The following is a 26,666-nucleotide window of genomic DNA, read 5'->3' as shown; positions in this document are numbered from 1 at the left end:
CCCGGGGGTAAGGGCCTCCGGTGACCACCACTGCGCCGGGCCGCCTCGTCGCGGCCCGCTACCGGCTGCTCACGCAGATCGGCGGCGGCGGTCAGGGCTCGGTCTGGCTCGGGCGCGACGAGCTGCTGGGCCGGCAGGTCGCCGTCAAGCAGATCCGCCTCCCGGCCGGCACCAGTCCATACCTGGGCGACGAGCAGCGGCAGCGCGCCCTGCGCGAGGGCCGCATCGCCGCCCGGCTCAGCCACCCGCACGCCGTCACCGTGTACGACGTCGTCCTCGAGGACGGCATCCCGTACCTGGTGATGGAGTACCTGCCCTCGCGCAGTCTGTCCGCGGTGCTCACCCAGGAGGGCACGCTGCGGCACGACCAGGTGGCCCAGATCGGCGCCCAGCTGGCCGACGCGCTGGCCGCCGTGCACGCGGCCGGGATCGTGCACCGCGACGTCAAGCCGGGCAACGTGCTCATCGGGGAGGGCCCGCGCGTCGAGGGCCTGGTGAAGATCACCGACTTCGGCATCTCGCACGCGGCGGGCGACGTCACGCTGACCCAGACCGGCCAGATCACCGGGACCCCGGCCTTCCTGGCCCCCGAGGTGGCCCAGGGCGTGGAGATGACGGCGGCCAGCGACGTCTTCTCGCTCGGCGCGACGCTCTACACCTGCCTGGAGGGCCAGCCGCCGTTCGGCATGGACGACAACGCGCTGCGCCTGCTGCACAAGGTGGCCGGCGGGGAGGTCCGGCCGCCGCGGCGCGCGGGGTCGCTGACCCGCGTGCTCGCCCGCATGCTCGCCACCGAGCCGGCGGACCGGCCGGACATGACCCAGGTGCGCGACGAGCTGGCCAAGCTCGCCGCCGGCCGCGACGGCGACACGACGACGGTGCTGCTGGCGCGCACGGACCTGCGGCCGGGCACCCCGGACGGCGAGCGGTCCGGCGGCGCCGCCCCCCTGCCGCCGGTGTCCCCGCCCACGCCGGCCGGGGTGCCGGCTCCGGTGCCGGTGGCCGAGCCCGACCCGCCGACCGAGGCCGGGGCGGCGCAGCGGGGCGACACCCGCACCGACCTGCCCGCCGGGGAGCCGGCGCCGGCCGCCGGCCCGCCCGCGGAGCACCCCGGCCCGCTGGTGGGGGCCCGTCCGCGCCGCCGCCGCCCGCTGCTGGTGGCGCTGCTCGCCCTGGTGGTGCTCGCCGTCGGCGGCGGGCTGCTGTGGGCCGGCCTGCGCGACGGCGGCGCCGACCCGCAGGCCGGCGCGGGGACCTCCTCGTCCGCCGCCCCCTCGGGGACCGACGGCGCCGCCACCGGGACCCCCACGCCCGAGACCCCGCAGCCGTCGGCGGAGGAGACGACCGCGGAGCCGGCGCCGGAGACCACGTCGGCGTCCGCACCGCCGGCCGCGACGACCGCTCCCGCGGCCGCCGACCCGGCGACGGAGGCGCAGCAGACGCTCGAGCAGTACTACGCGCTGCTGCCCGGCGACACCGCCGCGGCCTACGACCTCACCGGCCCGACCCTGCAGTCACGGGCCAGCTACGGCTACTACGAGGACTTCTTCAGCCGCTGGTCGGACATCAACCTGCTCGACGTCCGCGACGTCGTCGAGCAGGGGGACGTCATCACGGCGACGACGGACGTCGAGTTCCTCGCCCCTGGCGACCGGCTGGTGGAGACGCACGCGGTGACGTTCGTGCGGGGCGACGACGGCCGGCTGCTCATCGACCTCGACGTCGTCGCCTGACGCGCCAGGAGACGACGACGGCGGCGCCCCGTGCGGGGCGCCGCCGTCTCGGTCCTGCTGGCGGTGGCGGTGGGATTTGAACCCACGGAGGCTTGCACCTCACACGCTTTCGAGGCGTGCTCCTTCGGCCGCTCGGACACGCCACCGCCGGAGAGACTACAGGCCCCGCTTCGCGCGGAAGAAGGCGCGTAGGAGTGTCGCGCTCTCCCCGGCGCGGACGCCCGCGGTGACCCGTGGCCGGTGGTTGAGCCGGCGGTCGCGGACGACGTCCCACAGCGACCCGGCGGCGCCGGCCTTGGGGTCGTCGGCGCCGTAGACGACGTGCGCCACGCGGGCCAGGACGCTGGCGCCGGCGCACATCGTGCACGGCTCGAGCGTCACCACCAGCGTGCAGCCGGTCAGCCGCCAGCCGTCGCCGTGCACCCGGGCGGCGGCGCGCAGGGCCAGCACCTCGGCGTGCGCGGTGGGGTCGCCGGTCCGCTCGCGCTCGTTGGCCGCCTCGGCCAGCACGCCGCCGTCGGGCCCGAGGACGACGGCACCGACGGGTGTGTCGCCCCACTCCTGGGCCGCGGCGGCCAGCTCCAGGGCGCGGGCCATCGCCGCGTCGACGGCGTCGTCGGCCGGACCGGTCACGTCAGCGGGAAGCCGACCAGCGCCGTCAGCTCGGCCAGCGCCTCGGCGGGGTCGGCCACCTTGATCGTGTGCATGCCCAGCGCCCGCGCCGGCTTGAGGTTGATGCCGAGGTCGTCGAGGTAGGCGCAGTCGGCGAAGGCCAGCTCCCGGCCCACCGCCGCCGACAGCCGGTCCAGCGTCCGCCGGTAGATCTCCGGCTCGGGCTTGCGCACGCCCTCGACGGAGGACTCCACGACCGCGTCGAACAGGCCGATCAGCTCACCGAGCCGCCCGGTGCGCTCCATCGGTGCGATGTTGTTCGACACCATCCCCAGCGGCAGTCCCGCGGCGCGGAGCCGGCGGACGGCCTCGACCATCTCCGGTCGCACCTCCCCGGCCAGGGCCGCCAGCACGCGGCGGGCGTCCACCCGGTGACCGGCGGCCAGCGCCTCGGCCTCGAAGGTGTCGACGAACCCCTCGACGTCGAGCTCGTTGCGCTCGTAGCGCGCCCAGGCGTTCGTGTCGGGGTCGGTGCTGTTGAGCCGGCGGATCAGGCCCTCGGGCAGTCCGGCCTCGCGCTCGTAGGCGGCGAAGGCGAGCATCGGGCTCTCGGTGATCACGCCGCCGAGGTCGAAGACGACGGCGCGCACGGTCGCGGTCACGACCGCACCGCCGCGGCCAGCTCGTCGGCGAAGCCCAGCCGGACGGCGATGCGGGCGACCATCTCGTCGGCCCACAGGTCGTCGGCGGTCACGATCGGCCGCAGCTCGTCGGCGGGCAGCCCGTCGTCGGCGAACACGTCGAGGTCCCCTCCCGGCCAGCCGGTCTCGTCGTCGTCGAACGCGCCGTCCTCGTCGACGGCGATGCCGTAGCGCTCCACCACCTCGGCGCCCAGCACCCACTCCTGCATGGTCGCGTCGGAGATCAGCGCCCGGACCATCCCGCCCGGGCCGTGCCGCAGGACGACGAAGTACAGCCGCGAGTCGACGACGACCACGAACGGCGGGGGCCACTCCCCCCGGCCGGGCTCGCCGAGCGCCCGCTCCAGGACCGGCAGCTCGTCGCCGGCGTCGGCGGCCAGCAGCTCGACCCGCCAGCGACCGTCCGGGCGGGCGACCCGCACCGCCCAGCTCGACGGCGCCGCCGCCGCGTCCGCGGCGCTCACCGGACCCGCAGCACGGTCAGGCCGTCGGCCAGCGGCAGCAGCACCGTCTCGAACCGCGGGTCGGTGGCCAGCGCCGCGTTGAGCGCCACCAGCGCCCGGTCGTCGTCGCTCTGCGGGTCGAGCACCCGGCCGCTGCGCAGCGTGTTGTCCAGCAGCACGACGCCGTTGCGGCGCATCCGCGGGTGCAGCTCGTCGACGTAGGCGGGGTAGCCGGTCTTGTCCGCGTCGACGAAGGCGAGGTCGAACACCGGTTCCACCGGCAGCGCGCGCAGCTGCTCGAGCGCCTCTCCCAGCCGCAGCTCGACCCGGTCGGCCACGCCGGCCCGCGTCCAGTACCGGCGGGCGACGGCGGTCCACTCCTCGCTGCGGTCCAGGCACAGCAGCGAGCCGTCCGCGGGCAGGCCGCGGGCGATGCACAGCGCGGAGAAGCCGGTGAACGTGCCGATCTCGATCGCGCGGCGGACGCCCAGCGCCCGGGTGAGCAGCTGCATGAGTACGCCCTGCTCGACGGCGACCTGGAAGGTGGCCGGCGCCTCCCCTCGCTCGGCGAGGGCGGCGGTCTCGGCCACCAGGTCCGTGGCCACCTCGTCGAGGGGCGCGGAGCTGGCCCGGACGTAGTCGCCGAGCTCCGGGGTGAGCAGGAACGACCGCGGCGTCATGCCGGGAACCGGGGGCGCGGGGAGGACGGCATAGCCTCCGATCATGGCCGATCCCGCTCCGGACGACGGAGCCGACGTCGACCCCGCCCTGCTCGCCCGGCTGGCGGCCGACCCGCTGGCGGTCCACCTGGGCATCGAGCTGGAGCAGGTCCGGCCCGGGTACGCCCGGGCGTCGATGACGGTGGGCCCGCACCTGCTCAACGCGGTCGGGACCGCGCACGGCGGCGCGACGATGGCGCTGCTCGACGTCGTGCACGCCGCGGTGAGCAACAGCCACGGCACGGTCGCGGTGGCCCAGGACGTGCACACCGAGTTCCTGCACCCCGGCCGGCCCGGCGAGCGGCTGGTCGCCGAGGGCAGCGAGCTGCACCGCAGCAGCCGCACCGCCGTCTACCGGATCGACGCCCGCGGCGAGGACGGCCGGCTGGTGGGCACCGCGCTGGCCCGGGTCTTCCGCACCGACCGCCCGTGGGCGACGGCGTGAGCCTGCCGGTCCCGACGGTGCCCGCGCCGCCGGTCGGCGTCGTCGGTCTCGGCCAGCTCGGCGGGTCGCTGGCCGCCGCGCTGGTGGCCGCCGGCCGCGAGGTGCGCGGGTGGGACGTCGACCCCGCGGCCCGCGAGGCGGCGGCCGCGCGCGGCGTGGCGGTCACCCGGGAGCTCGCCGGCGTCGTCGTCCTCGCCGTCCCGCTGCCGGCGATGGCCACCGCCCTCGACGGCGTCGACGTCGACCCGGCCGCGACGGTCACCGACCTCGGCTCGGTGAAGGGCCCGGTGCTGGCCTCCGTCGGCGCGGCGCTGGACGGGCGCTTCGTCGGCGGGCACCCGATGTGCGGCACCGAGCGGTCCGGCCACGAGGCCACCGACCCGGCGCTGTTCCAGGGGGCGCGCTGGGCGCTGTGCCTGGAGCCGGGCACCGAGCTGCCGCGCTGGCTGCGCGTGGCCGAGGTCGCGCTGGCCGCCGGCGCCGAGGTGGTGCCGGTGACCGCCGCCGCGCACGACGACGCGGTGGCCGCGGTCAGCCACGTGCCGCACCTGCTCGCCGCCGCCCTGGCCGCGGCCGCCGGCGAGGCCGGGCCGCTCGCCCTGGCGCTGGCGGCCGGGAGCTTCCGCGACGGCACCCGCGTGATCGGCAGCGACCCCGCGTTCGTCACCGCGATGGTCGAGGGCAACGCCGGGCCGACGGCCGCCGCGCTCGACCGGGTGCGCGCGCAGCTGGCACGGCCCTGGCCCGAGCTGGTCGCCGCCGGGCACGCGGTGCGCACCGCCGTCCCGGGCCGGCGGACCGTGCGCGTGCCCCTGGACCGGGCGGCGCTGCTGGCCCTGGGCCGGGCCGGCGGTGCGGTGACCCGGCGGCTGGCCGCCTTCGTCGAGGGCTGGGTGCCCGAGCCCTGACCGTTTCGCCTCCGCCGCGGCGGGCAGGGAGCGGTCATGGACGACAGCGAGATCCGCAGCCGCATCGACGCGCTGGTCGAGGAGGAGCACCGGCTCCGGGAGAGCGGCGAGCACACCGACGAGCAGCGCGCCCGGCTCCGGCAGGTCGAGGAGGAGCGCGACCAGCTCTGGGACCTGGTCCGCCAGCGGGACGCCAAGCGGCAGTACGACGAGGACCCCGACAGCGCCGAGGTGCGCCCGAGGTCCGAGGTCGAGGGCTATCTCCAATAGCAGAAGGACCCCCTCGCCCCCCCCACGCCTCGCTCCGCTCGGCGCGGGCCCCTGCGAGGGAGCCGTTCCAGCGCGTTGCTAAGCGGAGTCGCGGACCGGGCGGCGCTGGCCGGCGTCGTGGTGGCCGGTGCCGAGCAGGGCCAGCTGCCAGAGCAACCGGGACCGCGGATCGGTGAGCTTGCGGCCGGTCACCGACTCGATCCGCCGCAGCCGGTGCATGACCGTGTTGCGGTGGCAGTACAGGAGGTCCGCGGCGCGGGTGGGCGAGCCGTCGGCGTCCAGCAGGGCCGACAGCGTCTCCAGCAGCACCTCCCGCTCGTCCTCGGGCAGCTCGATCAGCCGGCCGAGGGTCTGGCCGACCAGCCGGTCGGCGATCTCCGGTGACTCGCTGAGAAGCGCCTCGGGCAGCCGCTCGTCGATGGTCGCCACGCGGGCGACGCCGGCCGGCAGCGTCCGCGCGGCGGTCTCGGCCAGCCGGTAGGCGCCGGCGACGGCGGCCGCGTCCTCGACCGCCGCGGAGACGCCGACCGGCCCGCCGGCGAGCGCGCCCAGCCAGGCCAGCAGCTCCGGGAGCCGGCGGGCACCCAGGGTCACGACGCCCACCTGCGCCTGCGCCCGCACCCCCCACACCGAGCGGGTCCCGCGCTTGAGCAGCGCCGCGGCGGGGTCGGCCAGCGCGGGCGTCCCGTCGTCCCGGGCCGGCGCGACGACCACGACCAGCCGGCCGCGCAGCGGGACGGCCAGCGCCTCACCCGCCGCCCGGACGAAGGCGGGGTCGCCGCCACGGCCGTCGAGCAGGCCGTCGAGCAGCCGCTGCCGCTCGGCCTCGCCCAGGCCCGCCCGGCGGCGCTCCTCGGCCCGGTAACCCTCGGCGACGGCGCTGCACCCGCGGTCGTTGGTCCGCCACAGCGACCCGGCGACCTCCAGCAGCAGGGCGTCGTCCTGCCGGTCACCCTCGCGCGAGAGCGCGACGAGCGCCTCCCAGGTGATCTGCCCGCCCAGCCGGTAGGCCCGCAGCACCGCCTCCAGCGGGAAGCCCTGCGCCGCCCGCTGGCTGCCCACCGCGCGGGCGCCCTCGGCGTGGGTCTGGTGGTAGGTGGCCGGGACGTCGGGCAGCAGCCCCCGGATGCTCACCTCGATGTTGCGCCGCAGCGTGGCCCGCACCCGCGGGTCGCCGCCGGTGAGCGCCGCGCGGTAGGCGGGCTCGGTCTCCACGAGGATCCCGGCCATCCGGTCGGTCATCGCGTCGAGCCGCTCGAGCAGGGAGGGCACCAGCCCCGCCAGCCACCGCCGGACGTCCGGCCGTTCCTCGACCCCGGCCTCCGGCCCGCTGCCCGACGCGGCCGTCTGCACCCGCCCACCTCCGCTGGTCATCGCACACAGCACAACACGCGGTCCCCATCACTGTGCGGTCAGCCCATTGTGACGGCGTTCACCGGACGGCAGGCTCTTACGGACGGAGCCGTGACCGAACCGAGGCCCGCGCCGTGCGCGGGCCCGGGGACTCCCCGACGCAGAGGAGACGTGGGCCCCTTGGCGCAGCCGCCCGGAACCACAGGCAGCAGTACGCCCAGGCAGGACCGACCGCCCACCTCCCGGCTGGAGATGACCGGGATCAGCGTCGCCTTCGGCGGCGTCAAGGCCCTCACCGACGTCTCGCTGACCGTCGAGCCCGGCCAGGTGCACGGCCTCATCGGCCCCAACGGCGCCGGCAAGACGACGATGTTCAACGTCGCCTGCGGGCTGGTCCGCCCGACCGAGGGCCGGATCACCTGGCGCGGCGGGGAGCTGCGCCGGCTGCGGCCCGACCAGCTGGCCAAGCTCGGGATCGCCCGCACCCTGCAGGGCGTGGGCCTCTTCCCCGGCCTGACGGTGCTGGAGAACGTGATGGTGGGCGCGCACAAGCACGCCCGCGCCGGTTTCCTCTCCGCGCTGCTCGCGATCCCGACCGCCGACAAGGACGAGGCCCGCCTGCGCGAGCGCGCGCTGGGCGCGCTCGCCGAGCTCGACGCGGAGGAGTACGCCGGCCGCTACCCCGGCAGCCTCCCCTATCCGGTGCAGAAGCGGGTCGCGCTCGCCCGCGCCCTGGTCGCCGAGCCGGAGCTGCTGCTGCTCGACGAGCCCGCCAGCGGCCTGTCCGAGGACGAGATGCGCGAGCTGGGCGAGCTCATCCAGCACCTCAGCGGCCGGATGAGCGTGCTCCTCGTCGAGCACCACATGGACCTGGTCATGCGCGTCTGCGACCAGATCACCGTCCTCGACTCCGGCCAGCAGATCGCCGCCGGCACCCCGGAGCAGGTGCAGAACGACCCGGCGGTCACCGAGGCCTACCTCGGCGACGCCGTCGACGCCGAGGCCGACGCCGCGGAGCTCGCGGCCACCGACGGGGGGACGCAGCGTGGCTGACACGGGCGCACACGGCAGCACCGCGTCGGGCGCCGGCGCCGTCGGCACGTCCGGCGCGGCGACCGGCGGGACGGCGACCGCACCCGCCGTCCTCGAGGTCGAGGGCCTCAGCGCCGCCTACGGGCCGGTGCGCGCGCTGCAGGACGTGACGCTGCGCGCCGAGCACGGCCGGATCACCGCGGTGCTCGGCGCCAACGGCGCGGGCAAGACGACCCTGCTGCGCACGATCAGCGGCCTGGTCCGGCCGACCGCCGGGCGGGTGCTGCTCGGGGGCGAGGACGTCACGCGGGCGCCGGTCGAGGCGATGGTCACCAAGGGCATGGCGCACGTGCCCGAGGGCCGCGGCGTCATCGCCGAGCTGACCGTCGACGAGAACCTGCGGGTGGGCGCGCTGTTCCGCGGCAAGGTGCCGTCGGAGGAGTTCGACCGCGTCTACTCGTTCTTCCCGCGGATCGCCGAGCGGCGCACCCAGACCGCGCACACGCTCTCCGGCGGCGAGCGGCAGATGCTCGTCATCGGCCGCGCGCTGCTCGCCCGGCCGAAGGTGCTGCTGCTCGACGAGCCGTCGCTGGGCCTGGCGCCGCGGATCGTCGCGCAGATCTTCGCGATGGTCCGCCACCTGGTCGACACCGAGGGCCTGTCGGTGCTGCTGGTGGAGCAGAACGCCCGCAGCGCGCTGTCGGTGGCCGACACCGGCGTCGTGCTCAACCTCGGCCGCGTCGTGGTCACCGACGACGCCGCCCGGCTGGCCGGCGACGAGGACCTCCGGCACGCCTACCTCGGCTTCTAGCCGCCACCCCGCTCCTCAGCACCACCAGGAAGGCAGCCCCTCCGTGCAGCAGTTCGTCAACCTCACCCTCGGCGGGGTGATCACCGGCGCGGTCTACGCGGCGTTCGCGCTCGCCCTCGTGCTCATCTGGCGCTCCACCCGGATCGTCAACTTCGCGCAGGGCGCCATGGCCGCGATCACCACGTTCATCGCGCTGTCGCTCATCGAGTCCGGCCAGTCCTACTGGGTCGGCCTGGTCGTCGCGCTGCTGGCCGGCCTGGTGATCGGCGCGGTCGTCGAGCGGCTGGTGATCCGGCCGGTGGAGGGCGGCCCCGAGCTCAACGCGGTCATCGTCACGCTGGGTCTGTTCATCGCCATCCAGGCGCTCATCTCGGTGCTCTTCGGCGTCAACCAGCGGGCCTTCGTCGCCCCCTTCTCCACCATCGGCTTCCGCGTCGGCGACAACAGCCTGGCGCTCAGCCCGAACACCCTGTTCACCCTCGGCGCGGTGCTGCTGGTCATGGTCGGGCTCACCGCACTGTTCCGGTTCACCCGCGTCGGCCTGGCGATGCGCGCCTCCGCCTTCGGCCAGGAGGTCGCCCGGCTGCTCGGCGTCCGGGTCGGCCGGATGCTCACCCTCGGCTGGGCGCTGGCCGCCGTCGTCGGCTCCCTCGCCGGCATGCTCATCGCCGCCGAGGTCACCTTCGTCACCCCGACCTACATGGACGCGCTGATCGTCTTCGGCTTCGTCGCGGCGGTGCTCGGCGGCCTCGACTCGCCGGTCGGCGCCGTCGTCGGCGGGCTGCTGCTCGGCCTGCTGCTCAGCTACGTGCGCGGCTACGTCGGCGACGAGCTCGTCGGCCTCGCCGCGCTCGTCGTCCTCGTGGTGGTGCTGCTCGTCCGGCCCGGCGGGCTCTTCTCGACGACCCAGACCCGGAGGGCGTGAGCGCCGTGAGCGACCTGCAGACCCCCGCCTCCGCCGCCGGCGCGGCCACCTCCGACGCCCCGGTCAGCGCGACGGCCGCGTCCAACGCCTCCTCGGCCCAGGCCACCGGCGGCCGCACGTTCCTGCCGCGCAACACCCTGCTGCGCCACCTGCTCGTGCTGGTGCTCTGCGCCGTCGGCGCCGTCGTCCTGCTCGAGTCGACCGACCTGGGCTTCAACGCCCAGATCGGCTACGTGGCCTACTACGCCATCGCCGCCGGTGGGCTCACCGTGCTCACCGGCCTCAACGGGCAGATCTCCCTCGGCCACGGCGCGCTGATGGCCGTCGGCGGCTACACCACGGCGCTGATGCTCGACGCCGAGGAACCGCTGCCGCTGGTCGTCATCTTCCTGGCCGCCGTCGCGCTCACCTCGCTGGTCGGCGCGGTCGTCGGCGTCGCGGCGGCCCGCCTGCACGGCCCCTACCTGGCCGGCGCCACGCTGGCCCTCGCCGTGGGCCTGCCCGGCCTGGCGCTCTACTTCAAGGAGACGCTCGGCGGCGAGCAGGGGCTGACGGTCTCCAGCCCCGACCGCCCGGAGTGGTTCACCGAGGCGATCCGCACGCTGTCGGGCGGCTCCCCCTCCGGCGTCAAGTGGATCGCCTACATCAGCGTCGCCTGCCTGCTGATCACCTACTTCCTGCTGGCCAACCTGATGCGCAGCCGGGTCGGGCGGACCTGGCGCGCGGTGCGCGACCAGGAGGTCGCCGCCGAGCTGGCCGGCATCTCCCTGGGGACCTGGCGGGTGGTGGCCTTCGTCGTCAGCGCGGCGGCGGCCGGCCTCGCCGGCGCGGTGCTCGCCCTCGTCGTCCGGCTCACCGCACCGACGGCGTTCACCATCGTGCTCTCGCTGTCGCTGCTGACCGCGATCGTCATCGGCGGCCTGGGCAGCCTCTTCGGCGCCCTGGTCGGCTCGGTGCTGCTGGTCTTCCTGCCGCGGCTGCTGCGCGACGCCGGCGAGTCGCTGGACATGGACGCCGCCCAGGCCGCCGAGATCAGCTACGTCGTCTACGGCGTGATCCTCGTCGTGGTCATGCTCTTCGCCCCGGCAGGACTGGTCGGCTCGATCCGCCTCGCCCTGCTCCGGTCCCGCGCCCGCCGCTCCGCCCGCGGCTGACCGGCGCCCACCCAGACTCCCGGGCACAGGCGCCCGGGTCCGCACAGAGGAGAACCCTTGACACGATCCTCACGACGCCTCGTCAGCTTCGTGGCCGCGGCGACCGTCGCCTCCACCCTGGCCGCCTGCGGCGGCGGCGGTGGTGGTGGCGGTGGCGGCGGCGGCGACGAGGAGAACGAGGCCTCGGACGTCGGCATCACCGAGGACACCATCCGCATCGGTGCCCACTACCCGCTGACCGGCGTCGCGGCGCCCGGCTACAGCGAGATCCCGACCGGCGTCCAGGCGTACTTCGACTACGTCAACGCCAACGGCGGGGTCAACGGGCGCGAGATCGAGTGGATCTACCGCGACGACGCCTACAACCCGACCAACACCAGCCAGGTCGTCAACCAGCTCGTCCTCGAGGACGAGGTGTTCGCGATCATGGGCGGCCTGGGCACCCCGACCCACAACGCGGTCACCGACTTCCTCAACAGCGAGGGCGTGCCCGACCTGTTCGTGTCGTCGGGCTCGCGGCTGTGGGACGACCCGGAGGAGAAGCCCTACACCTTCGGCTGGCAGCCCGACTACGAGATCGAGGGCAAGATTATCGGTCAGTACGTGGCCGAGAACTTCCCCGACGCCAAGGTCGGCCTGTTCCTCCAGGGCGACGACTTCGGCGAGGACGGCGCGGCCGGTGCCAAGCAGTTCCTCGAGGACCAGATCGTCGCCGAGGAGACCTACGTCCCCGGCAACACCGACGTCCGCCCGCAGATCTCCGCGCTGCAGGCCGCCGGTGCCGACCTCGTCCTGGGCTTCAACGTGCCGAGCTACACCGCGCTGTCGCAGCTGACCGCGCTGCAGCTGGGCTACCAGCCGCAGTGGTTCTACTCGAACGTCGGCTCGGACCCGGCGCTGGTCGGCTCGCTGCTGGCCCGCTTCTCCGAGGGCGCGGTCAGCGACGCCAGCCTGCTCGACGGCGTGCTCACCACCGAGTACATCCCCACCGTCGACACCCCGGACGACCCGTGGATCCAGCTCTACCAGCGGGTCTGGGACGAGTCCGGCCAGGAGGGTGAGCTCACCAACTACCGGGCCTACGGCATGTCGATGGCCTACACCATGATCCAGGCGCTGCAGTCGGCCGGCCAGAACCCGACGCGGGACGACCTGGTCGCCGCCGTCGAGCAGGCCGGTGCGGACTGGGAGGGCCCGGGCTTCGCGCCGTTCCGCTACTCCGAGGACAAGCACGCCGGCTACAGCGGCATGCTGGTCAGCCGGATCGTGGGCCAGGGCTCGGAGGACCTGACGCCGGTGCTGGTCACCGACAACGGCGACGCCGAGATCGAGGAGTACGACGGCGAGGCCACCACCCCGCCGGAGAGCGGCATCCCGGACGAGGAGCCGGTCAACTAGCAGAGGTCCGCTGCTCCTCACCCCTCGCATGCGGGTGGCCCCGTCCAGAGGCTCACCCCGAGCCTGCGAGGGGTGAGGAGGACGGGGTCCTTTCCGGGCCGTCGGTCTCCTCCGGGAGGCCGGCGGCCCGTCGCCGTGTCGCGGGGCGGGCCGTCCGGCGGAACACTCAGCTCCCGAAGTGTCGGGAGTTGATCTCCGGGTAGGCAGCCCGGGACGACGGCACGGAGGGCGGGAGCAGCGATGGTGCGCGCGGCACGGACGATCCGGCGGGCGGTGGTGACCGGCGGCGCCGGCTTCCTCGGCTCGCACCTGTGCGAGCACCTGCTCGACCGCGGTGTCGAGGTCGTCTGCCTGGACAACTTCCTCACCGGGTCGCCGGAGAACGTCGTCCACCTGATGGAGCACCCCGGGTTCCGGCTGGTGCGCTGCGACGTCACTGACTTCGTGCACGTGCCCGGCGACGTCGACCTGGTGCTGCACTTCGCCTCGCCGGCCAGCCCGCTGGACTACCTGAAGATGCCGATCGAGACGCTGAAGGTCGGCAGCCTGGGCACGCTGCACACGCTCGGCCTGGCCCACGAGAAGGGCGCCCGCTACGTGCTGGCGTCGACGTCGGAGGTCTACGGCGACCCGCTGGAGCACCCGCAGCGGGAGGAGTACTGGGGCAACGTCAACCCGGTGGGACCGCGCGGGGTCTACGACGAGGCCAAGCGGTTCAGCGAGGCCATGACGACGGCCTACCGGACGTCGAAGGGCACCGACACCGGCATCGTGCGGATCTTCAACACCTACGGCCCGCGGATGCGCCCCGACGACGGCCGGGCCATCCCCGCGTTCGTCGGGCAGGCGCTGTCCGGCCGGCCGCTGACCGTGGCCGGTGACGGCTCGCAGACGCGCTCCATCTGCTACGTCGACGACACGGTGCGCGGCATCCTCGCGCTCGCGTTCTCCGACCAGCCCGGGCCGGTGAACATCGGCAACCCCGACGAGCTGTCCATGCTGCGGCTGGCGCAGTGGATCGTGGAGCTGACCGGGTCGTCGTCGCCGATCTCGTTCGTCGACCTGCCGGTCGACGACCCGAAGGTGCGCCGCCCCGACACCACCCGCGCCGAGCAGCTGCTCGACTGGCGGCCGACGGTGCCCTCCGAGGACGGCCTGCGCCGCACGGTCGCCTGGTTCGCCGAGCAGCGCCGGACGGCGGCCCTGCGGGCCGGCTGACGCACCCGCCCGCGGGCCGCGGGGCGGCCCTCCCCCGCAGCACCGGGACCCGGTTCACATCTACGCTGGAGCCCGGCGTCGTGGGTACGCCTGATGACCGGACACTCACGAAAGAGCGCTCATGGGCCGCCACGCCGACACCACCTCCGCGCGCCGCCTGCCGGCCCGCCCCGCGCCCGTCGCCCTCGTCGTCGCGCTGGTCGTCGTCGCGCTGGTCGCCGGTGGGCTGGTGTGGTGGCTGGCCGGGTCCGGCGGCGGCTGCGACGAGACGCGCACCGTCCGGGTCACCGTCGCCCCCGAGCTCGCCCCGGTCGCGCAGGACCTGCTCGCGGAGCCCCGGGACCTCGGGGACGGCAACTGCGCCGGCGCCGAGGTGAGCGCGCAGGAGCCGCTGCAGACCGTCGGCGACCTGCAGGCCCTCGACGACGCCGCGCTGCCGCAGGTGTGGGTGCCCGACAGCTCGCTGTGGACCGTGCGGGCGGCCGACGTCACCCTCGACGCGTCGGGCTCGATGGCCACCTCGCCGGTCGTCCTGGGCACCAGCCGGGCGGCCGTCGACGAGCTCGGCTGGGGCGCGGAGCCGCCGTCGTGGGCCGAGGCGCTCAGCGGCGACCGCCCGGTGGCGGTGCCCGACCTCGCCGAGAGCGCCGAGGGGCTCGCCGCGCTCGCCGCGCTGCGCACCTCCCTCGGCGGCGACGAGTCCGCCGACAACGCCGTCGTGCAGGCCGTGCTGGCCGCCCGCCGCGGTCCGGCCGCCAGCCCGGCCGACGCGCTGGCGGCGGCGGGCTCGGACGCGGCCGACGCACCGCTGGTGCCGGTGAGCGAGCAGGAGGTCGTCGCCACCACCCGGGAGGCGGCCGACTCCGCGCTCGTGCCGGTCTACCCCTCGGAGGGGTCGCCGCGGCTGGACTACCCGGTCCTGCGGGTCGGGACGGTGGCGGACGACGACCGCTCGGCCGTCGACGCCGTCGTCCGGACGCTGACCTCGGCGACCGCGCGCACCGCCGTCCTGGCCGCCGGGTTCCGCGACGCCGAGGGCACCGCGCCCACCGACGCCGGCGACGCGGTGCCGCAGGAGGCGCCCGGCACCGTGGACGTCGACGCCGAGTCGGTGCAGGCGCTGCTCACCGAGCTGTCCCGGCTGGCCGCGCCCTCGCGCATCCTCACGGTCTTCGACGTCTCGACCTCCATGGAGGCCCCCGCGGGCGACGGCACCCGGGCGACGCTGGCCCGGGACGCCGCCAAGAGCACGCTCACGCTGGTGCCGGGCACCTTCTCGCTCGGCCTGTGGTTCTTCGCCCGCGACCTGGAGGAGGACCGGGACTGGACCGAGGCGGTGCCCACCCGGGCCCTGGAGTCGGAGGTCGACGGCAGCAGCCAGCGCGACCTGCTCGACGCCGAGCTCGACACCATCCCCGACCGGCTCAGCCCCGGCGGCACCGGCCTGTACGACACCACGCTGGACGCGGTCCGCGCGGCCCGCGCGGACTACGACCCGACCGCGGTGAACAGCGTGCTGATGGTCACCGACGGCACCGACGAGGACGACGGCACCTCGCTGGAGGCGCTGCTGCAGACCCTCCGGGACGAGGCCGACCCCGACCGGCCGGTGAAGGTGATCGGCGTCGCGCTGGGCCCGGACGCCGACGTCGGCGCGCTGGAGCAGATCGCGGAGGCCACCGGTGGTGCCGCGTACTCCGCCGTCGACCCGACCGACTTCCAGGGCGTCCTCTTCGACGCCCTGCGCCAGCGCTGACCGCCGTCCTCCCTCACCGCAGCGCGTCCCACCCGACGTCCCACGGTCGGGTCGGACACTCGACGATCAGGTCACCTGATCGTCGCCGCCCCCCGCCAGGAGGGACTCCAGGGCCGCGGTGACCTCCTCGACGGTGATCCGCGCGAGGGCCGGGTCCAGCTCGGTGCCCCAGGGGTCGCCGGTGCCGTCACCGTGCCAGAGGACCACGTGCTGCGGCCGCGGCGGCGGCCCCCACAGCGCCGGGGACACCGGCCCGAAGAGCACCACCGAGGGCCGGCGGTAGGCGCTGGCCAGGTGGGCGACGCCGGTGTCGCCGCTGATCACGACCCGAGCCGCGGCCACCGTGGCGGCCAGCTCGAGGGTGGTCGTGCGGCCGGCGAGCACCGCCTCCTCCCCCAGCCCGGCGTCCCGGGCCACCGCGAGCGCCAGGTCGCGCTCGGCCGGCCCGCCGGTGACCCGCACGTCGTGCCCGGCGCCGGCCAGTTCCCGGGCGACGGCGGCGAACCGCCCGGGCGGCCAGCGCCGGCCGGGGAAGGCCGCGCCGGGGTGGACCAGGGCGGCGCCGGTCACCGGCGGGGGCACGGCCGGGACGGCGAGGTCGAGCGCGTCGGGGTCGGCGTCCACGTCCAGGCCCTCGGACACCAGCCGGCACCACCGCCGCACCTCGTGCTCGTCGGGGTACCAGGTCGGCCCGGGGTACCCGGGGCTGGCGAAGGTCAGGAGCCGGGCCGGGTGCAGGTCGGCGACGACGACGTGCGAGGCCGGTCCCCTGCCGTGCAGGTCCACCGCGAGCTCCGGCGGCGGCCCGGTCCAGTCCAGCGGCTCGAGCTCGCGGGCGGGCAGCACCTCGTCGACGGCGTCGACCAGTCCGGCCAGCGGGGCGAGCGCGGCCGTCGTCGCCAGCACCAGCCGGTGGTCCGGCACCGCGGCCCGCACCGCGCGGATCGCGGGGACGCCGGTGAGCAGGTCACCGAGCCCCAGCGGCCGCAGCACGACCGCGACCGGCCGTGCACCTCCGCGGAGGTGCACGGCCTCAGGTGCGCGAGCGCTCGACCAGGGCCGTGGTCGAGTGCCCGTCCAGGTAGGGCAGCACGACGGCCTGCCCGCCCCACCGGCGCAGCACCGCGGCCTCGGGCAGGTCGGCGCCGGCGTAGTCGCCGCCCTTGGCCCAGACGTCGGGCCGCAGCCGGTCGAGCACCTGCGCCGGGGTGTCCTCGTCGAACACCACGACGGCGTCGACGAACTCCAGCGCCTCCAGCACCCGCGCCCGGTCCTCCGCGGTCACCAGCGGCCGCGAGGGGCCCTTGAGCCGGCGCACCGAGTCGTCGGAGTTGACGCACACGACCAGGCAGTCCCCCAGCCCGCGGGCGGCGCGCAGCGTGGCCACGTGTCCGGCGTGCAACAGGTCGAAGCAGCCCCCGGTGGCCACCACCGTGCCGCCGGCGCCGCGCACCCGGGCCAGCAGCGCGGACACGCCGTCCTCGGCGGCCACGTTCGGCTCGCGCACGGCGGGGGCGTCCCACGCCGTGGCACCGCCCGCGGCGACGAACCGGCCGGCGAACGCCACCGCCGCGGCCACCGCCTCGCCGGTCACCGCGCCGTCGGCCAGGGCCAGCGCCGCCGCGGCGGCGAACGAGTCGCCGGCGCCGCACGGGTCGCCGCCGGTCACCGGCACGGCGGGCACCACCATCGGCGCGCCCTCGCCGTAGGACAGCAGCGCGCCCCGGGCGCCGAGGGTCACGGCGACCGCGCCCACCCCCCAGTGCCGGATGAGCGCCTCCGCCCGCGCGCCGACGGCGGCCAGGCCGTCGCCTGCGGGGCCGGGAGCCACGCGCGCGGCCTCGGCGCCGTTGGGCGTCACCAGCCGCACGGTGGGCACCGGGTCGGCGCCCCGCGGGTGCGGGTCCCACACCACCGGGCCACCGGCCTCGGCCAGCAGCGCGCGGACGCCCGCGTCGGCGGTGGTGCCGCGGCCGTAGTCGGCGACGAGCACCGCGGCGGCCCCGCGGACGGCCTCGACCGCCTCGGCCGGGAGCTCGCCCAGGGTCACGGCGGGCGCACCGCTGTCCAGGCGCACCACCGAGTGGTCGCCCACGCGCACCCGCTGCTTGACCGCGGTGCCGCCGGTGGCCGGGACGGCGACCAGCCGCACCCGCCCGGACAGCAGCGCCCGCAGCCGCGCGGCCCCCTCGTCGTCGGCCAGCGGCGCCACCAGCACGACCTCGCGGTCCGTGGCCTGCGCGGCGACGACGGCGGCCAGCGCCGCGCCGCCGGGACGCTCGCGGATCTCGAGGTCCTCGACCACCGGCACCGGCGCGTCGGGGGTCAGCCGCGACGAGGTGCCGACCAGGTCGACGTCGAGGAGGGCGTCCCCCACGACCACCAGCGGCCTCACCGGGCGACCCCGAGGCGGGTCTGCGGCACCCGCGCGGGCTCGGCCAGCACCGCCGCGTCGAAGGCCGCGCACAGCAGGTGCAGGGCGACCAGGTGGCACTCCTGCACGGTCGCCGTCCACGGGGAGTCGATGCACACCGCCTCGTCGGAGGCCGCGGCCAGCGGGTTGGGCGCCGGTCCGGTGACCGACAGAACGGTGATGCCGCACTCCCGCGCGCGCCGGGCCGCGGCGACGGCGTTGGGGCTGCGGCCGGAGGTGGACAGCAGCACCAGGACGTCGCCCGCGCGGCCGTGCGCCTCGACCTGCCGCGCGAACAGCTCGTCGGCCGGGTAGTCGTTGGCGATCGCGGTGAGCGAGGACGTCTCCGCCGTCAGGCAGATCGCCGAGAACGGCGGCCGGTCGGCGCGGTAGCGGCCCACGAGCTCGGCGGTGAGGTGCTGCGCCTGCGCGGCGCTCCCCCCGTTGCCGGCGGCCAGCAGCCGCCCGCGCGTCTCCCCGCACAGCACGTCGGCCAGCAGCGCGCCCCAGCGGTCGAGGGTGTCGACCGAGGCGTCCAGGCTGCGCAGGGCGTGCGTCAGCGACGCGACGTGGTCGCGGCCGGTCAGGTGCGTGCACGAGTCGGGCGAGACGACCTCGCCGGCCGTGCTCTCGTGGGCGTGGCGGGGAGCCTCGGACAGGGGGGCAGGGCTCATCGGGCGACCTCCGGGGACGCTCATCGGACGGCCTCGACGGGACGCCGGGTGGACAGGACCTGCCGGTAGACGGCCTCGGTGTCGGCGGCCACGCGGGCCCACCGGTAGCGGTCGCGGGCGCGCCGGACGCCGGCCGCGCCATAGGCGGCGCGCCGCTCGTCGTCGGCGAGCAGCGCGGCGAGCACGGCGCCGAGCCGCCCGGGGTCGCGGGGCGGCACGAGGTCGCCGGTGACGCCGTCGGCCACCGAGTCCTGCAGCCCCCCGACGGCGGTGGCCACCACCGGGCGGCCGCAGGCCATCGCCTCCAGCGGCGTGATGCCGAACGGCTCGTACCAGGGCACGGCCAGCACGACGTCGGCCGAGCGCACCCACGCCGGCACGTCGGCGCGGGCCACCGACCCGGCGAAGCAGACCCGGTCGGCGACGCCCAGCGAGGCGGCGACCGCCCGCAGCCGGCGGACCTCCGGATCGGCGTCGACGGCGTCCGGCGGGGGACCGCCCACGACGACCAGCTCGGCGCCGGGGACGGCGGCCAGCGCGCGGACGGCGTCCTCCTGGCCCTTGCGCTCCACCAGCCGGCCGAGCACCAGCAGCCGGGGCCGGGCGGTGCGCGGCGCCACCGGCCCGCGCGGGGTGAACACGGTGGTGTCCACGCCGCACGGCACGACCGAGACGCGGTCGCGGGACAGGCCCAGGCGGCGCAGCTCGAACACCTCGTCGCTGCAGGTGGCGACGACGTGGTCGACCGCCCGGCACAGGTTCCGCTCGAGCTCGACGCGGTCGGCCGGCGAGGTGTCGGCGGCGCCCTGGTGGCGGCGCTTGACCGAGCCGAGCGCGTGGAAGGTCTGCAGCACCGGCACCGGCGTGAGCAGGCTGCCGGCCGCCTCGACCGCGGCCAGCCCGCTCATCCAGAAGTGCGCGTGCACGACGTCGGGCGGCGTGACGGCCCAGCGGGCGCGCAGCCCGGCGGCCAGCGCCGGCACGTGCGCCAGCAGGTCGTCCTTGGGCAGCGGCTCGGCCGGCCCGGCGGTCACGTGGCTGACCACGTAGCCGTCGTCGGTGGGGACCTCGTCGGGCAGGCCGGGGTCGTCGCGGCGGGTGTGCACGGTGACCTCGTGGCCCCGCGCGGCCAGGCCCGCGGCGAGCGCCGCCACGTGCACGTTCTGCCCGCCGGCGTCCACGCCGCCGATCGCGGCCAGCGGCGAGGCGTGCTCGCTGACCAGGTCGACGCGCAGGGGTGCGCCGGTGCGCCGGTGCGTCCTCATCTCGTCACCTCTCCGAGCAGCCGGTCCCAGTCGGCGAGGAACCGGGGGAGCCCGTAGCGCTCCAGCGCGGCGGCGCGGGCCGCCTTGCCGGCCAGCCGGGCGGCGTCCTCGTCGTGCAGGTAGGTGCGGACGGCGTCCCAGAGCACCTCGGGACGGGTGGACACCACCCCGGCGCCCGCGGGGACCGCCTCCACCACCTCGGTGGCCGCCAGCGCCACCACCGGCATGCCCAGGTGCATCGCCTCGAGGAGGGAGAGCCCCAGCGAGGTCCACCGGACCGGGTGCACGTAGACGCGGCGGCGGGCCAGCTCGGTGTGCATCGCGGCCTGCGGCGGGTCGTCGACCAGCGTGACCCGGCCGGGGTCGAGGCCGTAGCGCTCGTGCAGCCCGGCCAGGCCCATGCCGAAGACGTCGACCGGGGCGACCTCCGCCAGGCCCGGCAGCAGGTCGGCCCCCACCGTCCGGCCGCGGCGCACCGGCTCGTTGGTGACGACGGCGGCGCGGGCCAGCTCGCCGGTCCAGCGCTCGCCGGGGTCGACGATGCCGTGCTCGACCACGGTCGTGGGCGCGCGGCCGTTGTCGTAGAAGAGCCGGTTGAAGTGGGTGACGTGCGCGATCGGGACGTCGTCGCGGTCGGCCAGCGGGTGCCGGGTGTACGGGACGGGCGCGGCGCCGTCCTCCAGGCCGGGCGCGTTGTGCTCGAGGAAGACCGCCGGCAGGTCGCGGCCGGGCTCGCGGCCGAGCCACGCGCGCACCAGCTCGAGGTCGCGCACCCGCTGCAGGACGACGACGTCGACGTCCTCCTCGCGCAGCTGCTCCGGTGTGACCTCGCGGACCGACGCCGGCCAGTCCCAGGTGCGCGCGCGGCCCAGCCCGTCGGGGCCCCGGCCGGGGACCACCGGCACCAGGTACTCGTGCGCCCCCTGGACGAACGCCGTCGTCCAGGAGCCGTGCACGTGCCAGACCAGGACCTTCACGCACTCACCAGCTTCTCCACCGCGGCGACCACGTCGTCCGCCGTCACCGAGGTCAGGCAGGGGTGGCCGGGCACCGGGCACTCGCGGGCCCGGGTGAGCCGGCAGGGGGCGTCCTGGTCGCCGAGCAGCACGGTCGGCACGCCGTACGGTGCCCACCGCGCGGCGGGCACCACGGGCGCGAACAGCGACACGACCGGGGTCCCGACCGCGGCGGCCAGGTGCGCCGGGCCGGTGTTGCCGACGACGACGGCCGCGGCGCCGTCGAGCAGTGCCGCCGTCTGCGCCAGCGTCGTGGTCCCGCCCAGGTCGACCCCCCGGGTGCCGGCGACCGCGGCGGTCAGCGCCCGCTCCCCCGGCCCGCCGGTGACCAGCACCCGGTGGCCGGCGTCGGCGAGCGCCTCGACCGCCTCGGCGCACCGCTCGGCGGGCCAGGCGCGCGCGGGGACCGACGCGCCGGGGTGCACCACGACGTACCCGGGCTCGAGACCGCCGGCCGGTGGCAGCGGGCGGCGGACCGCGAGCCGGCCGTCGTCGCCGTCGGGCAGGTCGAAGCCGGCCGCACGGGCCAGGGACAGCGCGCGCTCGGGTTCGGGCAGGTCCACCTCGTCGTCCTGGTCCACCCGGTGCCGGACGTCGAGCAGCGAGCCCGGGTAGTCGACGCTCGTCGCGCTGATCCGCGGGACGCCGGCCGCCCGCAGCAGCAGCGCCAGCGGCAGCGGCGACTGGTGGAAGGAGGTGCTCACGACGGCCTCGTCGGGCGCCAGCGCGCGCACCCGGTCGGTCAGCGCGGCCAGGTCGGCGGCGTCGACCGGCGGCGGGTCGCCGAGGATCCACGGGCAGGCCCAGGTCAGCACCTCGTCGACGCCGGGCAGCAGCGCGGCCGCCTCGGCACCGGCGGGGCCGGCCAGGAAGACGACCCGCTCGGCGGAGGCGGCCACCGCGCGCACCAGTGGCCCCTGCAGCAGGACGTCGCCGGCGTTGTCGAGCCGGGCGACGAGGACGGTCCCCCGGCGCCGGGTCACCACCGGCCCGCCAGGACGTCGTCGACCGCGGCGGTCAGGGTGGCCGCGACGCGGGGGGCGGCGGCGACCTCCTCCTTCCGCGTCACCGGCGTCGGCACCAGGAGGCCGCTGGCGCCGGCGGCCGCGGCGGCCTCGACGTCGGCCCCGATGTCACCGATGACGACGGTGCGCGCCGGGTCCACGCCGAGCTCGGCGCAGGCCGTCTTGACCATGCCGGGGGCGGGCTTGCGGCAGGAGCAGCCGTCGTCGGGCCCGTGCGGGCAGACCTGGACCGTGTCGAAGGGGCCGAGCAGCTCCTCGAGGCGGGCCATGCAGGCGTCGACCTGGTCGCGGGTGATGATCCCGCGGGCCACGCCCGACTGGTTGCTCACCACCCCGACGCGCACGCCGCGGGCGCGCAGCGCGTCCACCGCCTCGCGCGCGCCGGGCACCGGCCGCACCAGCTCGGGGTCGCCGTTGTAGGGGTAGTCGCGGACCAGGGTGCCGTCGCGGTCGAAGAGCACCAGCTCGGGCAGCCCGCGCCACGGCGTCACCCGGCGGTGGCGCAGCACGCCGCGCAGCCAGTGCCAGGTGGCCAGCGGGGGGATCGCGGCACTGGTCAGCGCCATCGTGGTCACCTCCGCGCGGTCGCGCGGGCCGGGTGCGATCCGGGCCCACGCGAACTCCGCGGTGCCGGCCGCCCAGGCCGCCGCGGCGGCGAGCGCCGCGCGGGGCCGGCCCGCCACGGCCAGGCCGAGGGCGGCCGCGCCCGCGGCGGTGACGGCCAGGTGCTGCGGGCGGCGGCCGAGCGCGGCGTCGGCGCGCCGGCGCCAGTCCGGGCCGTGCAGCCGGCGCATGAGCACGTCGTCGGCGTTGCCGGCCTGCACCCGCACGCTGACCCAGCGGTCGGTGGGCCGCACCGGGTGGGTGATCCGGCGCTGCCCGCGCACCAATCGGCCGCCGGTGTCCATGACGCGGAGCGCGAGGTCGGAGTCCTCGCGGAAGGCGCGGGGGAACCGCTCGTCGAACCCGCCGACGGCGGACAGCGCGGCGCGGCGGTAGGCCAGGTCGGCGGTGATCCACGAGCTGGTGGCCAGCCCGGCGGTGCCGCGCTCCCAGTCGGTGGGCCGGCGGTCGGCCGGCAGCGGCACCCGGACCCGGCCCTGGCTGCCGGCGACGTCGGCGGGCAGGCCCGCCAGGTCGTCGTCCAGCCGCCGGTACCAGTCGGGGTCGGGGACGACGTCGTCGTCGAGGAAGGCGATCCACGGGGTGCGCGCGACCCGCCAGCCGAGGTTGCGGGCGCGCGCCGGCCCGCCGCCCCCGGTGCGGACCACGCGCACCGGCGGCAGTCCCGGCCGGTCGACCGCCAACGGCGGCCCGTCGGGGCGGTCGTCGACCACCACCAGCCCGGCCGGTCGGGGTCCCGGCGCGGCGGCGAGGGCGTCGAGGAGCACGTCGAGCGACGGCCGACCGATGGTCGGCACGACGACGGTGCACTCCGCGAGCATGATCGCGCCCTGCCCGGACACGGTGGCCCGCAAACACTACGGGCTTGAAGTTCCCCGGGGTGACTGACGGGAACGGCCCCCGCGCGGGGGCCCGCACGGGAGCGGAGCGAGCGGGCGGGGGCGAGGGGTCCGTCCTCAGCGGCGGATGCGGGTGGCCGCGGAGACCCGGGCCAGGGCGTCGGTGACGACGGCCGCGTCGTTCCCGAGCAGGGTGAGCAGGTGCGCGACGAGCTCGTCGTGGGTGGCCGCGGCGGCGCGGACGCGGTCGCGGCCGGCGTCGGTGAGCCGGGCGTGCAGCAGCCGCCGGTCGCCGGGACGCCGCTCGCGCACGACCAGCCCCTGCCCGACCAGCCGGCCCACGGTGCTGGTCACCCCGGCCCGCGACAGGCCCAGGGCCTCGGCGACCTCGCCCATCGTGGCCCGCTCCCCCGGCGCCTCGGCGATCCGGCGCAGCGCCTCGAAGCCGGTGAGCGACAGGTCGTGCTCGCGGTGCAGCGCGGAGTCGACGCGGTGGGTGATCCGGTCGTGCACCTGCACGATGCGCAGCCACGTCTCGGCCGACCGCGGCGCGACGCCGGAGAGCGCCGCGGGGTCGGCCGGCACCTCGGGAGCGGGGACGGCGTCGGGCGGGGCGGTGCTCGCCAGCACGTCCTCGGGGCCCACCCGACCAGTCTCGCCGACGGAGCGCTCAGGCGCTCCCGGTCGGCCAGGCGGGGGCCGCGTCCGGGCGGGGGCGCGCGGCGGTCAGCACCAGCCCGGCCGCGCCGACGACCAGCGCCAGGCCGGCGGCGACCAGCGGGACCGGCAGCGGCTCCGGGGCGACCGGGGTGGCGACGGCGGCCACCTGCAGCTGCACGGCCGCGGTCACCGCCGAGTCGGCCCCGGCGAGCTGCACCGTGGCCGGCCCGGCCGACACACCGCCGGGGATCCGGACGGTCACCTCGACGGTCCCGTCCGGCCCGGCGGCGACCGTGGTGAGCACCTCGCCGTCGGCCACCCGCACGGTGACCGGCTCGCCCGGCGTGAACCCGGTGCCGGTGAGCACCACCCGGCCGCCCGCGGGCACCTGGCGCGCCGAGGCGGAGACGGCGCCCGCGGCCGGGCCGCCGGCGACCGGGCCGTCGGCCGGGGCACCGGGGCCCGGCGAGGGGGCGGGCGCGCCGGGCAGTGGCTGCACCTCGGGTGCCGGGGGCGCCGAGCCCGGTCCGGACCCCGGCGCCGCTCCCGTCTCGGACCCCGGCTCGGAGCTGGGCGCCGGGGAGACGTCCTGCGGCGGCTGGGGCGCGGTGATCGCCGCGCAGTCGGCCTCGGAGGGCCGGGTGTAGTCGTGCCCGTCGAGCTCGTCGACGTGGGTGAGGCCCGACCCGTCGAGGGCGGTGTACTCCAGGCGGGTGTCGATGGTCTCGCCCCACTCCACGTCACCGGTGCGCAGCACCACCGTGACGCCGGGCTGGACCTCGGCGGAGTCCTCGCCCTCGGGGTGGCGGGTGGTGGTGAGGGTGACCGCGTAGGCCACGGTCCCGGCGGTGACCTCGACGACCACGCCGCCGGTGCGGCAGCTGGGTCCGTGGGTGACCAGCGCGTCGGGGCGCGAGGGGTCGTCGGCGGCCGAGGCGGGCAGGGCGGTGGCGACGCCGAGCGCGAGCGCGCCGGCCACGGTGGACAGCAGCAGGAGCCCCGTCGTCAGGACGGGGCGGGGCGGACGCCGCAGCGTCGTCCCGACCGGCACGGATTCCCCCTCGAGCGGTCGTGCGGCGTCCCGCGCGGTGGTTCCGCCCGGGACGCGGCCCCCATGATGCGGTGCGTCACCGCGTGCGGACGAGGAGTCCACGGCGCGTCGTCCGCGGCGCACGGCGTGTCGTCACCTGCGCGTGTCGTACCGGCCGGTACGGGTCCGGAACCCGTGAGCGCGGTCACTACGGTGACGGTCGTGGACTCAGCAGCCGGGACCGGACGCCAGCGCCAGAACGAGGTCTACCGCGCCGGGGTGTACGGGCGCACACCGCTCGTCCCGACCACCGCTCGGCCGCTGCAGCGCCGGGCGCGGGCGCGGCTGACCGCCCGGGCCTACGCCTACGTCGCGGGCGGCGCCGGCGAGGAGCACACCCAGCGGGCCAACCGGGCGGCCTTCGACCGGTGGGCCGTCGTCCCCCGGGTGCTGCGCGACGTCAGCGCCCGCGACACGTCGGTCGAGCTGTTCGGCCGGCGGATCCCCGCGCCGCTGCTGCTCGGCCCGGTCGGCGCGCTGGAGCTGGTGCACCGCGAGGCCGACCTCGCGGTGGCCCGCGCCGCGGCGTCGCTGGGCGTGCCGTTCGTCTTCTCCAACCAGGCGTCGGTGCCGATGGAGACGTGCGCGCAGGCCATGGGCGACGCGCCGCGGTGGTCCCAGCTCTACTGGTCCACCTCCGACGAGCTGGTGGAGAGCCTGGTCGCCCGCGCCGAGGCGGCCGGCTGCGAGGCGCTGGTGGTCACCCTCGACACCACGATGCTCGGCTGGCGCCCGCGCGACCTCGACCTGGGCCACCTGCCCTTCGCGCTCGGCAAGGGCATCGCGCAGTACACCTCCGACCCGGTGTTCCGCCGGCTGGTGGAGCGGCGGGTCGCCGAGGCCGGGGACGCCGCCCCCGCGCAGGCGGGGGCGGCCGCCGGGCGGGACCGCCAGCCCCGGCCGACGCTGGCCGCCGTGCTGGCGATGGTCGGCATGGCCCGCGCCTGGCCCGGCCCCCTGCGGGAGAACCTGCGCTCGCCGCTGCCGCGGGCCGCCGTCGAGACCTTCCAGGCGATCTACTCCCGGCCCTCGATCACCTGGGCCGACCTCGCCTGGCTGCGCGCCCGCACCCGGCTGCCGATCCTGCTCAAGGGGGTCCTGCACCCCGACGACGCCCGCCGGGCGCTGGACGAGGGCGTCGACGGCGTCGTGGTGAGCACCCACGGCGGCCGGCAGGTGGACCGCTCGATCTCCGCCCTGGACGCGCTGCCCGACGTGGTCGCGGCCGTGGGCGACCGGGCGCCGGTGCTGCTCGACAGCGGCGTCCGCAGCGGCGCCGACGTGCTCGTCGCGGTCGCCCTGGGCGCCCGGGCGGTGCTCCTGGGCCGGCCCTACGCCTGGGGGCTCGGGCTGGCCGGGGAGGCCGGGGTGCGGCAGGTGGTCTCCGACGTGCTCGGTGAGTTCGACCTGACCCTCGGCCTGACCGGGCACACCTCGGTGGGCGAGCTCACCCCGGAGGTGCTGCGCCGGGTGGGCTGAGCCCGGGTGGGCGGGGCCGGGTGGGCGGGGCCGGGAGGGCGGGGTCGGGGCGCAGGGCCGACACGCCCGGTGGGCGGCCGGGGTTGACTCTCGCTGTGACGCG

26 protein-coding genes and 1 tRNA gene are annotated in these 26,666 nt (G+C 76.8%); 12 read left to right on the top strand and 15 right to left on the bottom strand.

Annotated elements, in window-relative coordinates:
- The first annotated feature begins 20 nt into the window (after positions 1 to 20).
- Complete coding sequence (locus BLQ97_RS23595) at positions 21 to 1,733, top strand: serine/threonine-protein kinase (RefSeq protein WP_217637080.1); 1,713 nt, start codon at positions 21 to 23, stop codon at positions 1,731 to 1,733.
- Positions 1,734 to 1,791: 58 nt separating this feature from the next.
- On the opposite strand, the gene BLQ97_RS06375 is transcribed toward BLQ97_RS23595, so the two are convergent.
- From BLQ97_RS06375 to BLQ97_RS06355, 5 genes are all read right to left on the bottom strand, one after another.
- A tRNA-Ser gene (locus tag BLQ97_RS06375) sits at positions 1,792 to 1,879 on the bottom strand.
- Between the two features lie 10 nt (positions 1,880 to 1,889).
- Complete coding sequence (locus tag BLQ97_RS06370) at positions 1,890 to 2,366, bottom strand: nucleoside deaminase (RefSeq protein ID WP_245691913.1); 477 nt, start codon at positions 2,364 to 2,366, stop codon at positions 1,890 to 1,892.
- Entirely contained in the window at positions 2,363 to 3,007 is a 645-nt protein-coding gene (locus BLQ97_RS06365) for an HAD-IA family hydrolase (protein WP_091364379.1), read from the bottom strand. Before BLQ97_RS06365 ends, BLQ97_RS06370 begins: the two co-directional genes overlap by 4 nt.
- Positions 3,004 to 3,510, bottom strand: a complete 507-nt coding sequence (locus tag BLQ97_RS06360; protein ID WP_091364377.1) for a tRNA adenosine deaminase-associated protein — start codon at positions 3,508 to 3,510, stop codon at positions 3,004 to 3,006. Before BLQ97_RS06360 ends, BLQ97_RS06365 begins: the two co-directional genes overlap by 4 nt.
- Positions 3,507 to 4,169: an O-methyltransferase gene (locus BLQ97_RS06355; RefSeq protein WP_091364375.1), complete on the bottom strand. Its 663-nt coding sequence runs from the start codon at positions 4,167 to 4,169 to the stop codon at positions 3,507 to 3,509. The genes BLQ97_RS06360 and BLQ97_RS06355 overlap by 4 nt, the downstream gene beginning before the upstream one ends.
- A gap of 43 nt (positions 4,170 to 4,212) precedes the next feature.
- Between BLQ97_RS06355 and BLQ97_RS06350 the strand changes: the two genes are divergently transcribed.
- From BLQ97_RS06350 to BLQ97_RS06340, 3 genes are read left to right on the top strand one after another with little or no spacing between them, the layout of a single operon-like run.
- Positions 4,213 to 4,653: a PaaI family thioesterase gene (locus tag BLQ97_RS06350; RefSeq protein WP_091364373.1), complete on the top strand. Its 441-nt coding sequence runs from the start codon at positions 4,213 to 4,215 to the stop codon at positions 4,651 to 4,653.
- Positions 4,650 to 5,561 carry a prephenate dehydrogenase/arogenate dehydrogenase family protein gene (locus tag BLQ97_RS06345; RefSeq protein WP_091365720.1) on the top strand — a complete coding sequence of 304 codons (912 nt, stop codon included), beginning with the start codon at positions 4,650 to 4,652 and terminating at the stop codon, positions 5,559 to 5,561. The genes BLQ97_RS06350 and BLQ97_RS06345 overlap by 4 nt, the downstream gene beginning before the upstream one ends.
- 36 nt (positions 5,562 to 5,597) lie before the next feature.
- Entirely contained in the window at positions 5,598 to 5,831 is a 234-nt protein-coding gene (locus BLQ97_RS06340; RefSeq protein WP_091364371.1) for a DUF2630 family protein, read from the top strand.
- Positions 5,832 to 5,909: 78 nt separating this feature from the next.
- Here BLQ97_RS06340 and BLQ97_RS06335 read toward each other — a convergent pair whose 3' ends face one another.
- Complete coding sequence (locus BLQ97_RS06335; RefSeq protein WP_091364369.1) at positions 5,910 to 7,205, bottom strand: PucR family transcriptional regulator; 1,296 nt, start codon at positions 7,203 to 7,205, stop codon at positions 5,910 to 5,912.
- Positions 7,206 to 7,436: 231 nt separating this feature from the next.
- On the opposite strand from BLQ97_RS06335, the gene BLQ97_RS06330 reads away from it, so the two are divergent.
- From BLQ97_RS06330 to BLQ97_RS06300, 7 genes are all read left to right on the top strand, one after another.
- Positions 7,437 to 8,237, top strand: a complete 801-nt coding sequence (locus BLQ97_RS06330) for an ABC transporter ATP-binding protein (RefSeq protein ID WP_175471624.1) — start codon at positions 7,437 to 7,439, stop codon at positions 8,235 to 8,237.
- The gene (locus BLQ97_RS06325) at positions 8,230 to 9,027 is read left to right on the top strand and encodes an ABC transporter ATP-binding protein (RefSeq protein ID WP_091364366.1); all 798 of its coding nucleotides are present in this window, start codon (positions 8,230 to 8,232) and stop codon (positions 9,025 to 9,027) included. The genes BLQ97_RS06330 and BLQ97_RS06325 overlap by 8 nt, the downstream gene beginning before the upstream one ends.
- 43 nt (positions 9,028 to 9,070) lie before the next feature.
- Positions 9,071 to 9,952: a branched-chain amino acid ABC transporter permease gene (locus BLQ97_RS06320; protein WP_091364364.1), complete on the top strand. Its 882-nt coding sequence runs from the start codon at positions 9,071 to 9,073 to the stop codon at positions 9,950 to 9,952.
- 5 nt (positions 9,953 to 9,957) lie between these two features.
- Complete coding sequence (locus tag BLQ97_RS06315; protein ID WP_091365719.1) at positions 9,958 to 11,106, top strand: branched-chain amino acid ABC transporter permease; 1,149 nt, start codon at positions 9,958 to 9,960, stop codon at positions 11,104 to 11,106.
- A 57-nt stretch (positions 11,107 to 11,163) separates the two neighbouring features.
- Complete coding sequence (locus BLQ97_RS06310; protein ID WP_245691911.1) at positions 11,164 to 12,504, top strand: ABC transporter substrate-binding protein; 1,341 nt, start codon at positions 11,164 to 11,166, stop codon at positions 12,502 to 12,504.
- Positions 12,505 to 12,744: 240 nt separating this feature from the next.
- A complete protein-coding gene (locus BLQ97_RS06305; RefSeq protein WP_091364361.1) occupies positions 12,745 to 13,722 on the top strand; it encodes a UDP-glucuronic acid decarboxylase family protein in 978 nt (325 codons plus the stop codon).
- A gap of 121 nt (positions 13,723 to 13,843) precedes the next feature.
- Positions 13,844 to 15,478, top strand: a complete 1,635-nt coding sequence (locus BLQ97_RS06300) for a vWA domain-containing protein (protein ID WP_091364358.1) — start codon at positions 13,844 to 13,846, stop codon at positions 15,476 to 15,478.
- Positions 15,479 to 15,544: 66 nt separating this feature from the next.
- On the opposite strand, the gene BLQ97_RS06295 is transcribed toward BLQ97_RS06300, so the two are convergent.
- The 9 genes from BLQ97_RS06295 to BLQ97_RS06255 form a co-directional block, all read right to left on the bottom strand.
- The gene (locus BLQ97_RS06295) at positions 15,545 to 16,471 is read right to left on the bottom strand and encodes a glycosyltransferase family 9 protein (protein ID WP_245691910.1); all 927 of its coding nucleotides are present in this window, start codon (positions 16,469 to 16,471) and stop codon (positions 15,545 to 15,547) included.
- A 40-nt stretch (positions 16,472 to 16,511) separates the two neighbouring features.
- Positions 16,512 to 17,873: a D-glycero-beta-D-manno-heptose 1-phosphate adenylyltransferase gene (rfaE2, locus tag BLQ97_RS06290; protein WP_091364353.1), complete on the bottom strand. Its 1,362-nt coding sequence runs from the start codon at positions 17,871 to 17,873 to the stop codon at positions 16,512 to 16,514.
- Positions 17,870 to 18,565 carry a D-sedoheptulose-7-phosphate isomerase gene (locus BLQ97_RS06285; RefSeq protein ID WP_091364350.1) on the bottom strand — a complete coding sequence of 232 codons (696 nt, stop codon included), beginning with the start codon at positions 18,563 to 18,565 and terminating at the stop codon, positions 17,870 to 17,872. The genes rfaE2 and BLQ97_RS06285 overlap by 4 nt, the downstream gene beginning before the upstream one ends.
- Before the next feature lie 20 nt (positions 18,566 to 18,585).
- The gene (locus BLQ97_RS06280; RefSeq protein ID WP_175471623.1) at positions 18,586 to 19,830 is read right to left on the bottom strand and encodes a glycosyltransferase; all 1,245 of its coding nucleotides are present in this window, start codon (positions 19,828 to 19,830) and stop codon (positions 18,586 to 18,588) included.
- On the bottom strand, positions 19,827 to 20,807 hold the full coding sequence (locus BLQ97_RS06275; RefSeq protein WP_091364348.1) for a glycosyltransferase: 981 nt from the start codon (positions 20,805 to 20,807) through the stop codon (positions 19,827 to 19,829). Before BLQ97_RS06275 ends, BLQ97_RS06280 begins: the two co-directional genes overlap by 4 nt.
- Positions 20,804 to 21,829, bottom strand: coding sequence for a glycosyltransferase family 9 protein (locus BLQ97_RS06270; RefSeq protein ID WP_091365716.1), 1,026 nt, complete (start codon positions 21,827 to 21,829; stop codon positions 20,804 to 20,806). Before BLQ97_RS06270 ends, BLQ97_RS06275 begins: the two co-directional genes overlap by 4 nt.
- Entirely contained in the window at positions 21,826 to 23,337 is a 1,512-nt protein-coding gene (locus tag BLQ97_RS06265; protein WP_245691908.1) for an HAD-IIIA family hydrolase, read from the bottom strand. Before BLQ97_RS06265 ends, BLQ97_RS06270 begins: the two co-directional genes overlap by 4 nt.
- Positions 23,338 to 23,451: 114 nt before the next feature.
- Positions 23,452 to 23,979 (bottom strand): MarR family winged helix-turn-helix transcriptional regulator, encoded by a 528-nt coding sequence (locus BLQ97_RS06260; RefSeq protein ID WP_091364347.1) that lies wholly within the window; start codon positions 23,977 to 23,979, stop codon positions 23,452 to 23,454.
- Positions 23,980 to 24,004: 25 nt separating this feature from the next.
- Entirely contained in the window at positions 24,005 to 25,045 is a 1,041-nt protein-coding gene (locus BLQ97_RS06255) for a hypothetical protein (protein ID WP_091364345.1), read from the bottom strand.
- A gap of 201 nt (positions 25,046 to 25,246) precedes the next feature.
- Between BLQ97_RS06255 and BLQ97_RS06250 the strand changes: the two genes are divergently transcribed.
- On the top strand, positions 25,247 to 26,563 hold the full coding sequence (locus BLQ97_RS06250) for an alpha-hydroxy-acid oxidizing protein (protein WP_217637079.1): 1,317 nt from the start codon (positions 25,247 to 25,249) through the stop codon (positions 26,561 to 26,563).
- Positions 26,564 to 26,666: the final 103 nt, after the last annotated feature.

Origin of the sequence: Geodermatophilus telluris, from assembly GCF_900102745.1 — a bacterium.
GTDB classification, from domain to species: domain Bacteria; phylum Actinomycetota; class Actinomycetes; order Mycobacteriales; family Geodermatophilaceae; genus Geodermatophilus; species Geodermatophilus telluris.
Note: the sequence above shows the minus strand (reverse complement) of the source record. Positions and strands in the feature narration are given on the sequence as shown.